The 13,608-nt window shown below is 42.3% G+C and carries 12 protein-coding genes and 1 pseudogene; 7 read left to right on the forward strand and 6 right to left on the reverse strand.

Features of this window, described 5'->3' with window-relative positions:
• Positions 1-194: 194 nt before the first annotated feature.
• Positions 195-686 (reverse strand): DinB family protein, encoded by a 492-nt coding sequence (locus tag NST84_RS08875; RefSeq protein WP_342565232.1) that lies wholly within the window; start codon positions 684-686, stop codon positions 195-197.
• A gap of 190 nt (positions 687-876) precedes the next feature.
• On the opposite strand from NST84_RS08875, the gene NST84_RS08880 reads away from it, so the two are divergent.
• Complete coding sequence (locus tag NST84_RS08880) at positions 877-1,764, forward strand: AraC family transcriptional regulator (RefSeq protein WP_342565233.1); 888 nt, start codon at positions 877-879, stop codon at positions 1,762-1,764.
• 256 nt (positions 1,765-2,020) lie between these two features.
• Entirely contained in the window at positions 2,021-2,980 is a 960-nt protein-coding gene (locus NST84_RS08885; protein WP_342565234.1) for an alpha/beta fold hydrolase, read from the forward strand.
• A 174-nt stretch (positions 2,981-3,154) separates the two neighbouring features.
• On the opposite strand, the pseudogene NST84_RS08890 reads toward NST84_RS08885, so the two are convergent.
• The 3 genes and pseudogenes from NST84_RS08890 to NST84_RS08900 form a co-directional block, all read right to left on the reverse strand.
• A pseudogene (locus NST84_RS08890) lies at positions 3,155-3,739 on the reverse strand (SpoVR family protein); the annotation flags it as partial.
• 6 nt (positions 3,740-3,745) lie between these two features.
• Complete coding sequence (locus tag NST84_RS08895; protein ID WP_342565235.1) at positions 3,746-6,196, reverse strand: hypothetical protein; 2,451 nt, start codon at positions 6,194-6,196, stop codon at positions 3,746-3,748.
• Between the two features lie 174 nt (positions 6,197-6,370).
• Positions 6,371-7,828 (reverse strand): recombinase family protein, encoded by a 1,458-nt coding sequence (locus NST84_RS08900; RefSeq protein ID WP_342565236.1) that lies wholly within the window; start codon positions 7,826-7,828, stop codon positions 6,371-6,373.
• Between the two features lie 114 nt (positions 7,829-7,942).
• On the opposite strand from NST84_RS08900, the gene NST84_RS08905 reads away from it, so the two are divergent.
• Entirely contained in the window at positions 7,943-8,185 is a 243-nt protein-coding gene (locus tag NST84_RS08905; protein WP_342565237.1) for a hypothetical protein, read from the forward strand.
• A gap of 203 nt (positions 8,186-8,388) precedes the next feature.
• Here NST84_RS08905 and NST84_RS08910 read toward each other — a convergent pair whose 3' ends face one another.
• A complete protein-coding gene (locus NST84_RS08910; protein ID WP_342565238.1) occupies positions 8,389-8,733 on the reverse strand; it encodes a helix-turn-helix transcriptional regulator in 345 nt (114 codons plus the stop codon).
• Between the two features lie 44 nt (positions 8,734-8,777).
• Here NST84_RS08910 and NST84_RS08915 point away from each other — a divergent pair, with 44 nt between their 5' ends.
• The 4 genes from NST84_RS08915 to NST84_RS08930 all read left to right on the forward strand — a co-directional run bounded on the left by NST84_RS08915 (position 8,778) and on the right by NST84_RS08930 (position 12,597).
• Positions 8,778-8,936, forward strand: coding sequence for a hypothetical protein (locus NST84_RS08915; RefSeq protein WP_342565239.1), 159 nt, complete (start codon positions 8,778-8,780; stop codon positions 8,934-8,936).
• Positions 8,933-10,390 carry a recombinase family protein gene (locus NST84_RS08920; protein WP_342565240.1) on the forward strand — a complete coding sequence of 486 codons (1,458 nt, stop codon included), beginning with the start codon at positions 8,933-8,935 and terminating at the stop codon, positions 10,388-10,390. The genes NST84_RS08915 and NST84_RS08920 overlap by 4 nt, the downstream gene beginning before the upstream one ends.
• The gene (locus tag NST84_RS08925) at positions 10,387-11,949 is read left to right on the forward strand and encodes a recombinase family protein (RefSeq protein ID WP_342565241.1); all 1,563 of its coding nucleotides are present in this window, start codon (positions 10,387-10,389) and stop codon (positions 11,947-11,949) included. The genes NST84_RS08920 and NST84_RS08925 overlap by 4 nt, the downstream gene beginning before the upstream one ends.
• A 108-nt stretch (positions 11,950-12,057) precedes the next feature.
• Positions 12,058-12,597, forward strand: a complete 540-nt coding sequence (locus NST84_RS08930) for a YkvA family protein (RefSeq protein ID WP_342565242.1) — start codon at positions 12,058-12,060, stop codon at positions 12,595-12,597.
• 321 nt (positions 12,598-12,918) lie between these two features.
• On the opposite strand, the gene NST84_RS08935 is transcribed toward NST84_RS08930, so the two are convergent.
• Positions 12,919-13,488: a hypothetical protein gene (locus NST84_RS08935; RefSeq protein ID WP_342565243.1), complete on the reverse strand. Its 570-nt coding sequence runs from the start codon at positions 13,486-13,488 to the stop codon at positions 12,919-12,921.
• Positions 13,489-13,608 lie beyond the last annotated feature (120 nt).

Here is a 13,608-nt window from a genome sequence, read left to right on the forward strand (position 1 = left end):
GCCCGGATTAGGCTATATAGGCTTTTTTCGGCTTTTTAAGTGTACGGAGTGCAGTTAAACGGATTTTGCGGAAAAAAAGGGCTGTTTTAGTTGTACAAAGTGCAGTTAAGACTGGTAGGAAGGGCCGGAAGCGGTATGTGCAGACCCCGGCGGCAAGTGTGTGCAGAGATCACCCGGATACGTGGTGGAGAAAATCAGCTTTTGGTGACGGCCTGAGACTGAATGTACTGCTCCATCTGCTTCTTATGGTGCTTGTCGTGAGGGAGGAAGCCCCGCAGGTGTCCGCGGCAGCTGAATGTTTTGCCATCCCCGTCCTTATACGTCCGCATAAAATCCTCATCGCAGATATCGGTCATTTCGGCAACAATCAGGCCCCGGTACAGCACAAACTGCCGGATTACCTCCTGCACGGTTACGGTCTGTGCATACTCGATCGCCCGGGCGTTGAACTCGCTGAAGTTCAGATGCTTCGCGGTCACCGGCTGACCTTCTTTTACTTTCGCAAAAGCCTCCTCGTAGAAGTACTGATCCCAGCGCATCATGTGGCAGAGCAGCTCTTTAAGTGACCATTTACCGTCCCTGATTGGATTTTCCCATAGGGTAACGTCTAAAGTTTCCAGTGACTGGACATAGGGGATAAATGAGTGAAATTCGGCTACCAGCTGAGCGTTTGTTTTTGGTGCCATCAAAGTAATCCTCCTGCATATAGGGTTTATTGGTTATATTTCTTATGCTGACTATACCTCATGTAACTTGACCACAGTGCGTCAGGTTTAATAATGCTGCGTGAATCTCCATTCCAGCAAAACAGGAACAGTCCTCCGGGCGGCGGGTTGCTATAATAAAAGTACCGTACGGGAAAGGCTGGGCTGCTCAGTGAACTACAGTAAGGATATAGAACGATGCATCGATTATATTGAGGAAAATATTAAGGAAAATCTGACTGCGGAAGGGATCGCCGCTGTGGCCGGTTATTCGTTGTATCATTTTTGCCGCGTGTTCAGCCTGTGTAAGGAGATGACGGTGATGGAATACGTGCGCAGCCGGAAGCTGTCTTTGGCGGCAGTGGAGCTGTTCAGCGGACGGAGTGTGACGGAGATTGCGCTGGATTACGGGTTTGAAACCCCGGGAGGCTTCACAAAAGCGTTCCGCAAGGCTCACGGTTACACCCCCTCGCAATATGCAGCGCGGATGGCCGGGTATCTTCAGAACGGTCCCGAATTTGAGATCGGAGGGTATGTAATGAATCCTGTTTTTGTGACTAAGCCGGCTTTCAAGACAGCTGGCTACGGCATTGAGACGAATGTGGCAGACAGCAGCTATACAAAGGATATTGCTTCGTTCTGGAGCCAGTATGAAGGGGAGAATCTGGAAGCCAAAGTGTACAGTATTCTTAATCCGCCAAGACACGGTGAAGTAGGGCTGTGTGTGCCGGCCTCAGGTGACAGAAATGCTGTGTATCTGCTGGGCGTAATCGTCGAAGATTTCTCTAGCGTGACGCCGGATATGCTGACTGTGGAGGTACCGGCCGCAGAGTATGCGGTGTTCACCACACCACCGGTGGACGGAACAGAGAATGGCGATCCGGATGTGTTCGTGCAGGTGATCAGGAGCACCTGGAAATATATTTTTGAGGAGTGGTTCCCGGCCAGCGGCTATGAGTTTGACGAGGATAAGCTGGACTTCGAGTTCTACGATGAGCGCTGCCATTCGCGGGTGGATACGGTGATGGAGATTTACATTCCTGTGAGGGTGCGGGCGTGAAAATCGGACTTTAACGTTGTTGCTGCGGGGCAAATACTGTCCGGGTGAAGGGGCTGCACTGCGGGAATGTTTGGGCTTCCGGCCGGATCAGGCCCGCGACGCACGGAACCCGTGCTGGCGGGCCATTGCTGTGAGCTGCTGCCTGCAAAGCAATTGGCAAACGTTTTTTTCGTAAGATCATCTAATACCAATCATTCCCGGCGGAATCTATAATGGGTTAGGATATATACCTATTGCTGAAAGGGATGTTCTGCAAATGCCATTAGTAGATATGCCGCTAGAACAGTTAAAACAATACCAGGGAAGAAACCCGCGTCCGGCTGACTTCGACGCTTACTGGGAACGCGCGCTGGAGGAGCTTGCTGCAGTTGAAGCGCAGCTTGAGCTGATTCCGAGTCCTTTTCAGACGCCGCAGGCGGAATGCTTTGATCTGTACTTTACGGGAGTACGCGGTGCGCGTATCCATGCCAAATACCTTCGTCCGAGAGCGGTAAGTACGCCGCAGCCGGCGGTTTTGCAGTTCCACGGATATACCGGTGATTCCGGCGAGTGGCAGGATAAGCTGGCGTATGTCTCGCTGGGCTTTTCGGTGCTGGCACTGGACTGCCGCGGGCAGGGAGGGTTGTCTGAAGATACAGGCGGTGTGAAAGGCAACACGCATAACGGGCATATTATCCGCGGACTGGACGATCATCCGGATAATCTGCTGTTCCGCCACATTTATCTGGATACCGTGCGTCTGGCTCAAATTGCGCTTGAGCTTCCCGGAGTAGATCCGGAGCGGGTGTATGCCATGGGCGGGTCGCAGGGCGGAGCTCTGACCATCGCTTGTGCCGCACTCGAGCCGCGTGTGAAAAAAGCTGCAACTACCTATCCGTTCCTCTGTGACTATAAGCGTGTATGGGAAATGGATCTGGCCAAGGATGCATACCACGAGCTGAGCATCTATTTCCGCAAGTTCGATCCGCTGCATGAGCGGGAGGACGAGGTGTTTGAGAAGCTGGGTTATATCGACCTGCAGCATCTGGCGTCCCGTATTCAAGGTGAGGTGCTGTTCATCACGGGGCTAATGGATACCATCTGCCCGCCATCCACCCAGTTTGCCGCCTACAACAAAATCACCGCAACCAAGGAGCTGGTCGTCTATCCGGACTTCGGGCATGAATATCTGCCCGGCAGCGGCGACCGGACGATGCAGTTTTTGCTGGGGGAATAGCTGCCTGCGTTAGAAAAGCTGAGTGCGGGTAAGCAGACAGCCTGCTGACAGATCCGTTCAGCCCCGTACATTTGGCTTAGATGAATGCAATATTAACAGTAAAGGCACTATCATTGGCCCAATTAAGGAAATGGCCAGCTGATAGTGCCTTTTTAACCGCTTGTAAGTCTTAACCTACATAAACTTCCGCTGCACCTTTTTCCCGTCATAGGTAAAGAGGGCTTTTTTGTCTTCAACGACAGTCTGCAGATGAACGGTGCGTCCCCAGAGGGAGTAGATATGCGGGAGGGTGCGCTCCAGATATTTCAGGTCAAGCTCGATGCTCTCGTAGCGGTGGGCGATCAGCAGCTCGCCGTTGCGCTCATAGTCGGCATCCTGGATGACGAGGTAAGGAGAGCCTCCGTTGACCCGGGCCAGCACGAGCTGGTCACGGACATTTTCCCAGGCTTTGTCGGTGATTTTCCACTCCGGGCCTTTTTTCTCGAATACATAGAGGTCAAGGTCGTTAACCAGCTGCTTCGACAGATAGCTGCGGATGAAGGAAATGTCGGAGTCGAGCTCGCGTACCTCGAACATTTTGTCACGGTCCCAGCGGCGTTCGATGTCTTCGAAGATCTTCAGGCCAAGATAATAAGGGTTCAGGCTTTGGCGTGACGGCTGCACGACAGACGAGTTGAGCTTGGAGTACTCGATCGTTTCCTCCGAAGTCAGGTCCAGCTCGCGCATGATCCGCTGATGCCAGTAGGAGGCCCAGCCTTCGTATTGCTAAGGTGCTTTACTTGTTCTAATTTTTCTAGATGAGATTTGTGATGTAGCTGAGGTTTCTTTAAACGTTTGATGAAGTGTCTGTAAATGATTGTAAAAATAATGTTTACCCATTTTTGAACCCATGTCGTAATAATTTAAATATAAATCAGTATCATGCTTTCTTTGCAAATAGAAGCGGGCTAGTTCGTAATAATATCGTTGTTTTAAGTTATGCTCATCATCAGGATGATCTTGAATAACATTTTTTATTGAAAGCTCATAAAAATACTTACCTTGTTTCTCACATTCCTCTATATCTAAACAGGAATTTCTAAAATACCATAGACCCATTGTGGCGTAAGCGAAGGAATCGCATTTATCATATTTTAAGCAAACATCTAAAAAGTGTTTTGAAGCTCTAAACGACTGATTTTCAATCAGCTCATGAGATACTTGGTTTAAATATTGAGTGAAATTATAAAATAATTCTTCATTATTAGCTAACAGGTAATTGTTTAATGAATCCATATTAGCAGTAATGACACCAGAATTAGCGATTGCTTTCGAAATTCCAAACTCTCCTTGGATTATATTGTGAAAGTTTGAATTTTCAGAAAGTGATAATTCTTTATAAATATTCATTATTTCTAAATTTTCGGTTCTTGGCGAATCATTTTTAGATTCCTTTATAACTAAATTAAGCAAAAATGTATTTGAATTACCTTTTATTGATTCTGTATAGATCTGATTATACAAAGGTAATCCTATCAAAAGTTGGTCATAACCAAAATTTAGACGGAAAAAAATTTTGCACTTGTCCACATAAAGATAAGGAAAATCACTTTCTATCTCAAATTTTTCTGCGATATCCCTTAAAAGTGTTGATATAATCCATGCATTTCTATCTATAATTGAGTTATTCATAGAACTGATGGTTTCAATTTTTAAGGAATCATGAGTTTTAGCCTTGTTTGTATATTTTGGAAATGAGATACATAATTTCGGGGTATAATCAACGTTTTTAAAGTCACGATGATTATTGAATAATGATTTTGAAAAATGATCGAACACATCAATAAGGTCGTTTTCTGTGATAATTTGATGTTTTGCAGAATTTTCATTGACCCAAATTGTCCATCTACCCTCTTTATCAAGGTGTACGTTCACGGCAATAGGTAAGGGATCAAGTAGCTCATAAATGTAATATTTCAATCTGTTTGTAATATTTGGTGTGAAGTTCATAGTGAATATAATATCTTCATAACTGAATTGCCCATCTAAATGCAAGGCAGTCATAAATAAATAACAATCCAACCCATGTATTGCTTCTTTTAAATCAATATCAAAGTAAGTCTTCTCTATATCCTTAGAAGGTTGATCGAGAACCTGTTTATTTGATTCTGATTTAGGAGGTTTAGGTTTTATATCATCCACAGAGAGTTTTTCTTCACCTTTGGAAAAGGAAATTAATTCACATTGCTTATACAATTGCTGAATAACATTTAAGAGTAAACTAACTTCTCTTGTTGAGGTTTTAATTTCGAAATCATAATCATAGTCAGCCGTTTGTCTTAACCAGTATAATCGTAAGGCAATAATAAAAAAAGAAAAGATAATGGATTCTTCTTCAGTTTTAGCGTCAAGAATAGATCTATAGGAAAATGCGATGCAAGCCTTAACTTCTGCTTCTTGTTTAGCGCCTTTCTCCCTAGGTCTATTCTTAATTGCTGACTCAATAAAATCATCAATATTATTTATAGAATCGTCAGTTAATTCTTTACCGAATAGTTCCTTATATAAGAAATACAGATAAGGATTGATATAATTGGCGATTGTAATACTTGTATCAAAAAGTACAATTGGAAGAATTTTAAATGGATTTGCTCCTTTTTTCTTAGTTGTAGAGAGAACATTTGAATAATTTTCTTTGTTTACATCAGTAACTTTGAATTCAGATAAATTAAAGTGCTTTCTGTAAATGTCGTTAAAAAACACCTCGCTTGTAAAATGTTCAACTTCGTTAAAATAAACTGCATGCTCGTCGACTTCTATTTTTTCAGACAGGTATTGAAACATTTTTCCTGTGGTGAAATTATGTAGGGAATAATACAGTAAACTTACACTTGCACGTAAATCCTTACCCAATAATCTAGAAGTAGATAATTCTATTTTTTCTCTTGAGTTGCTAATATATATTTCAGATCTCTGGGCAATTAATTTGTAAATCCTTTTTTTATGTTTCTCAGTGATTTCTGGTGAAAGAGAAGGAAAAAATGAAATAATGTTATTAGATATCTCTAATACACTTTTTTTTGGATTTATTAGTTTTATTGCATTCATTCCTATATGCTGTTCAGGATATTCATCATTAAATTCTTTTATAATCCGTACTTTTGCATAAATACTCAAGTTTTTAGTTTCAAAGATTGTAGCACCATTCTCATTGCGGAAAGTAAGCACTTCATTCAACCTAAAATCCCCCCATAAAAAATCGCGAGTGTTTTTTGAATGTATTCATCAATAAAAAATGAATTGAATTAATAATTCGACGTAAAACATAAATAAACCTTTTTACCAATGGGAAGAAAAAAAGTATATACTGTCAACTTTTCGCTTTTACAATTTATGCGTTAATAATCGTACTTAAATATTTAACTCTATATCCAACTCCCCCTCCCCCAAAACCGTGACCTTCGAAACCAACGTCCTTAGCAGCACCTTAGCCTCCTCAACAGGCAACACATTTATCGCATCCAGTACCGTCTTGATCTTGCTCTCAAGCATTTCCTTCAGCTCATCCACCTTTATTTTCTCTCCCTGTTCATTAGAACTCTGATTCTCCTGTATAACTTTCTCCATCCGCTGCTTCTCCTCGTTTAAATCCTGCAACTCAATCAATCCAGCGGTATATGCTTCAACCTTCCGCTTATAACGGTTTTTAGCTGCCGTGATTTGTTGATCACCACGGCTGCTCTGGCTGCTACGGGCCTTCTCAACCAAATGAGGAACCAGTTCAAGGAAAAGTGAATCAGATAAACCTGCTAACCCCTGCAAAAACCAGGATTCCACTTCGTCGGCTTTATACTGCTTGCTTGTGCATGTTCCTTTGTTCTTATTCGCAGAGCAGCGGTAGACGCGGTAACGTCTGTCTCGTGAACCTGACCAGCCAATGCTCATCCCCGACCCGCAGTTTCCACATTTCAGTATGCCGCCGAGAAGATGGGGGCTGGTCTGGGCGCGGGGAGCAATGCCTGGTCTGCTCATTTTGGTCTGCACTCTTTCCCAAGTGTTCTTGTCGATAATGGCGGGTAGGCAATCGTCAATGACAATCCAATCCTTATCATCCTTTATGGTTCTTTTCTTCTTGCTTGAATCCACGCGGTTCCATATAAAGGTGCCTTTATATACAGGATTAGTAAGCAGCAGTTTTACGGAACGAATGGACCATTCTTTGTTGTGTCTGGAAGGTATACCTTTTTCGTTCAGTTGTCTGGCAATTGCGAAGAATCCCATTCCCTGATTGAGGTATAGATCATACATCTGTCGTACAGTCTTAGCCTCGGGCTCATGGATGATAAGAACTTTATCTTCCAAGCGGTACCCGTAGGGACTCTGGGTCAGCCATTTACCTTGGTTGGCAGCATGGAACATATTATCCAGTACACGCTCTCGAATACGCTCACGTTCAAATTCCGCGACAGCACCAAGCACTTGAAGTGTTAAACGACCTGACGGCGTGTTCGTATCAAACGATTCACTGATCGAGATAAATGCGACTTGGTGCTGCTGGAACATGTCGATCAGCGTAAGCAAATCGAGCAATCGGCGGCTCATCCGATCCAGTTTGGTGACCATAACTTTTGAGATTTCCCCATTCTCTATGTATGTCATCAACCGCTTGAGCTGAGGGCGGTCTGTGCTTTTTGCGGAGTAGCCATCGTCAATGAACAACAGGACCTCGTCTGTCCAGCCCATGGCCTTACAGTAGGCCTTCAGGCGCTCCTGCTGCTCATCCAAGGAAACACCTTCACGTGCCTGCTCATCGGTCGATACGCGGCAATAAATCGCTACAAAACGGCTTGTGGTATTCTCAACATTCATAGGCGCTCCTCCTGATGGGCTGGTCCTTTATTCTATGCACCAAAAATTTGATTTACGATTATAGGGTTGTCCTCTCCGATCCGCCACATAGGTTGTATTAAAGGGGGGAGCACGATGGACCTGAAGATTCGTTTTACTGTCAACACTCCTTCGCAGCAGATTTGTTTTGGTAATCTTAAGGAAATCGATCATTCCGAAACATTAGAGAAGTTAGCGGAACACTTCGCTTCTTGGGAGAAGACGCTAAAAGAAAGAGCAGCCGCACATCTTCTCACAGAGACCCTAGGTTCGGAACAAGCTAGCGGGTATCAAATTAGCTTTGTTCATAAAGAAGAGAGACTTCCCGAGGTGGGATAGACTCTCCTTTTTTTTGTACGGCAATGGGTCTGATTATGCACGAAAAAGGGAACCAACCTATTGCAGGTTAGACTCCCCTTTAACTCGATCATTATTCACGGCTGTAAACGCATATTTATGAATATGTAGCTTGTTCCGTTCATGATTTTAAATATTTGTTCATGTGTATGAATAGTTTCTCTTATACATGCACATATTACCAATTACCGAGGCGAGGAGGTGTAATGCGATAAGAAAGCTTCGGCTCCTTCTTCAACACAGCGAAGCAAATATTCAACGGCATCAGGTTTACAAGTTTGCAAATTCATAAGAAGTTCGTACACCCTATCCAGACGCATTCGAATTTCATCACTGCTATCCGCAGGAAACGGGACTAAGTTAAGATCCTTTTGCAGTTGTTCCAGAACACTAAGGGTTATGTTTTGGGTTTTACCCGTTTCTAAGTTAGAAAGATATCCCGAAGATACACCGAGTTCATTAGCGTAGGCATTTAGACTAATGCCCTTCCGATTGCGAATTTGACGAATTTGTTGACCGATTTCCTGCATGACGCAGCCTCCTTAATTCAAAATACTAGAAGGGAATTGAACCCATGAAAAAAAGATACCAAGAGATTCAGGATACCCAAATTCATTCTGTAAAATACGTGAATGATCCCGCAGCGGCCAAACAATATCACGATTTGTTTCTTGAGGTTATTCAGCGGATTATTGAAGAAGAAATGGATAAGCAGAATCAGGAGCTTCCATGAAGACGGCGTTGTATGCAAGACATTCAATTGACCAAAAAATTCAAAAGACATCGTTGAAATCACAGATAGCCGAAGGAGAAAACACGGCATTCAAGAACAAGTTGTTCATCGATGAGCGATATCTTGACCCTAAAGTCTCAGCGCGTAACAATAACAGATTTCAGAGACCTGAACTGCATCGTTTGCTCTCCGATATTCAGGCGGGGATTATTCAAAATGTAATTGTTAGCAGACGTTGTAGGTTGGCACGCAACTTGACGGAACATCTTGAGATTTACGAAATTTTCAAGAAAAATAAGATCAGCGTGATCTTCTCGGAGGAGACCGAACCTCCTATGATCTATTCCGAGGAGGGGGAGATTCTTGAAGCCATATTTGGAGCGAAGAACGAGCTTGAAGGGGACAAGATTGTTGAAGGGATCAAAGCGGGTAAACGAGCGAAAGCGAAAAAGGGTGAAAGCCCAGGAGGTCAAACGCCTTATGGGTACCGACTAATTAAGACAGATGACAAAAGAGAAGCTGGGGCAATGATGAAACAAGAAGAGGAAGTTGTAGTGATAAGAAAGTTGTTCAATGTATTTCTCGAACAAAACTTCAAGTCATTCGCTAATTATGTAAAGTACTTAAAATCACAGAATATAATTCCCCAAGATTGGAGTGACTCTCGAATTCGCGGGATGTTCGGTAATCAGTATTACAATGGATATCTGAGTTATGGGGATGTGCGTACAGCGGTTCCTCACCTGCGTATTTTTGAAGATGAAGATTGGAATAAGATTCAGGAGAAGTTCGCAGCATATTCAACTGGCCGAAAGAACGCCAAACATAATGTCGTATATCTCCTTAAAGACAAAATCACCTGTTCATTATGTGGAGGTATGATGTCAACCCTGAATTATAACTATAAAGATGTTGAGGGGTTATACATTTGCAAAAAGCATGGTCTTAAACTTAAAAAGAATGAAGTTGAAGGAAGTTATTTACAAGCTGCTAAGGAATATCTTCTGCATGAGTTACCCTTGGAATTAGAGAAGCAGTTTCCCAAATATGTAACTGAAAAAACAAGCGAGTTAGAAAGCAGATTATTCCAGTTAGAGTTCGATCTCAGTATTATCGGCTCTTTGTTAATAACACAAACCAGGCAATACATGCTCGATAAGTCGAATCACAATAAGGATGAATTAATAGAGGTAAAGCGTAGACATCAATTCATACAGGAGGATATTAGCTGCATTAGGGGTGAAATTGAAAGGTTTAAAGGAATGGTACAATACGCTGCATCACCTCATTTGAAAGCGGCCGAATTTGCTCTGGAATCCAGATTATCGGAACTTGGGAGTGATGAGTTAATCCGATTTCTCATATCTATGAGCGTACGGATTACGGCGAATTCCAAAATATTAAGAATTGATTGGAGTCAGGGTCAAAGTAAATACACGGAGGTGGAGATTTGATTATAACTGACTTCATTAAACCTGGAATGAAGGGGGCTTTCTATGGAAGGCATTCGACGGATAAACAGGAGATGGATTCCCAGAACAGTGCTTGCGAGGAGTTCGTAAGACGGCATGAGTTAAGTCTCGTTGGCCGTTATTTGGACAGTGCGGTATCGGCAAGAAAGAAGGAGATGAATGAACGTCCCGAGTTGAAAAGATTGCTCGATGATGCACAGAAGCGGTTGTTTGATTTTGTCCTGGTGTGGGCTGAAGATCGATTGGCAAGAAAAACCAGAGAGCACCGTGAAATTCGCAAGAAATTTGTGGAGTATAAAATCCCCGTATATGTGCTTCACAATAACACCCGTTATGACGAAGGTGAGTTATTATCGCAAACGATTCGCGACAGTTTCTCACAGTATCAAGGGGATAAAATTGCTGGTGATACTAAACGCGCGATGAGGACATTGCTGAAGGAAGGTCAGTGGACGGGCGGATCAGCTCCATATGGTTATAGATATCTTAAGGATACGAAGAAATTTGAGACCATTCCCGATGAAATTGAGCATGTGCAAAAAATATTCTCTCTCTACAAGCAGGGTAATTTGGGATTCAGGGCGATTGCGGGAATGCTGCCCAAAGAGTCAAGAAGAGGTCGGGATTGGAAATGGAACCATATCAAAGAGATCATAACGAATCCTTTTTACGCGGGAATATTGACTTTGAACCGTCGCGATTCCATTTCCCATTTAACAGTAAATAAAGAAATGACGGATTGGCTACAAGGCAGTAATACTTCTATTAAACCCGTTGTGACACTTGAGGCGTGGAAAACAACCTGGTTCATATATAAAAATCGCAGGGATTATTACGATGGTGAAGAATCTTTGAAAAACGCAGGGCTTAAATTTGCTCAGTTCTATGTCACAAAGAATGTATTGAATGGACTGCTGTACTGTGCAGAATGCAATGAACGTTTGAAATGCAAGGATATGACCTCCAAAAATAAATACAATGGAAAGGATTATGGTGATATTTTTTATGTATGCACTGAGTGTAACTATAAGGTAGGGGCAGAAAAATTATCGCCGATTATTGACGCAATTTGGAAAAAGATACAGCGGTCAATCGATATTACCAGGATCTCGGAAGTAGTATATGCTCGCTTTCAAAATGAAGTAACCACCATACAGCATCGAACGGAATTGTATGAAAAGCAAATTCAAGAATTCTCAAACAACAAAGTGCATTACGAATCATGGATTGAAGAGTATGGGAAGATAAACAGTGAAGACAGGGATGTCTACGAGGCGTTCAGTTTAGCTAATGCCTATAATGAGCAAAACTTATTAGCTGCTAAGAAAATGTACACACGATATAAACATAAACTGGATTTCTTAAAACAAGATAAGGAGACGGTTATTCAAGAGACAGAGAAGCTTGTGAACAGAATAAAATGTGACCGTAAGAGTTTACCTGTTCATGACGAGAAACAAATACTTCAATTTGCTCTAGCTTACCTAACTATTGATCAGAACGGGAAAATTGAATACGCGATTAAGTCAGAATTGTTGTGAGCCGTTCTCTATATTGGAGGCGGTTTTTTTGATTTTTATCAGGAAAAGGGAAATGAATGTGGAGTGTGGAATTATAGGTATATCTCAAAATGGAAGGAATAAATACATATGATTAGAACCTTGGAATGTCCTAACTGCGGACAATTAAATGATGTAGACACTCAGAAATTCGCTCAAGCTTTATGTGGTTCTTGCAAAGGGAAATTTAGTAGTCTTACTGCTCTAGGTGCTTATAAATCGAGTAACGAGTTAGCCTCAGCACTTGAAATCGATACTGAGTATTCAGAGTCCGAAAAAATTGATGTTAAATCGTGGACATCAAAAATTGGTGGAGCTGAAAAGCAAGAAGAGTATGTGAAAGAAGGTTTCTTGAAAAAAATTAAAAAACACGCCTCAAAAATTCCCTTTGCCAAAGATGCCGTTGCTATGTATTTTTGTGCAACAGATAGCAAAACTCCGTTATCAGCACGTTTGATTGCTATGGGGGCCCTGGCGTATATTGTGCTTCCTATTGATGCAATACCTGACGTTGTTATAGGGCTGGGTTATACTGATGATGCGGCTGCATTTTGGGCAGCTTATAAAATAATTAGTATACACATTAATGATAACCATAGACAGCAAGCAGAAGAATGGTTTGGGAAATAAGTGATATTTGGGCTGATTGCAGTGAGGTCATTCGTGATCAGCTCGTTTTAATAATTCATTTCTCGGTAAGTGTATTAGACTAATCGGTCATTTGTCAAAATGTTAAGGCAAGCGTATAGGGTACCGATCGTCCCCCTATACACTTGCCTTAACTAATTTAGACCAAAACGTTGCTGCATCTGCATTTGTAACGCAAAAAGAACTGACGCAGCATCCTTTACAGGGACGCTGATCAGTTCTTTTCGGCAAGCGTATATGATGGCAGTATCTAATTTCGGTAAGTGTATATTAGTTCGTGGAAACATTGGCTCCAAATGATTGTTAGGGTTGATTCGGTTCTGAGGGTTCATTTTGTTCATTACTAACCAGTTCGTTGTACTGGTCTAGAGATTCATGATCCCAAGGCTCAGACTGATTTTCATGTGTGGCGTCTTTTAACGTTAAAGCTTCAAGTGTCTTCGTATTTTTCAGAGTTCTCGTTTTTCTCGTTTTGGGTTCTGTTTCGTCGGGGTTGCTTAAAGTATCCGTCTCCAGTTCACTTTTATCTTTCGTTTTTCTAGAACTTGGTTTTGCTGCTTTACGTGAAAGTCGTGCATTCTCTTCTTTGAGTTTTTGGATTTGAGATTTCTGACTTTCGTTGGTGTGTTTGAGTTTTTGAATTTCCTGCTGCAACAATTCGTAGTTATGAGACAGTTGTTCGTGTGATCCAGCCTCATCGATTAATGCACCTTCATTTTGTACGGGGAACTGTTGAAGATATTGCTGCATCTCCTTGAGGGCATCCTCGAAATAATGATGTACTCGTTTTCCTATGTCGTAGTACAGCTTGGCCTGACCTTCTTCGATCTTGCTCAAAAGCTGTTTTGACGAAATTGGCTCATAACTTTCCACTGTTAATCCCCCTCTGTCCAATGATCGGTTGATTAATATCTATGGTAAAGTCAGCTCAGTTATGTTGTCCGTTGCATCAAATTGCTAAGGTGAACGTTTAATAAAACAGAGGCAATGAAC

The sequence above is a fragment of the Paenibacillus sp. FSL R7-0345 genome, assembly GCF_038595055.1.
Taxonomy (GTDB): domain Bacteria; phylum Bacillota; class Bacilli; order Paenibacillales; family Paenibacillaceae; genus Paenibacillus_AQ.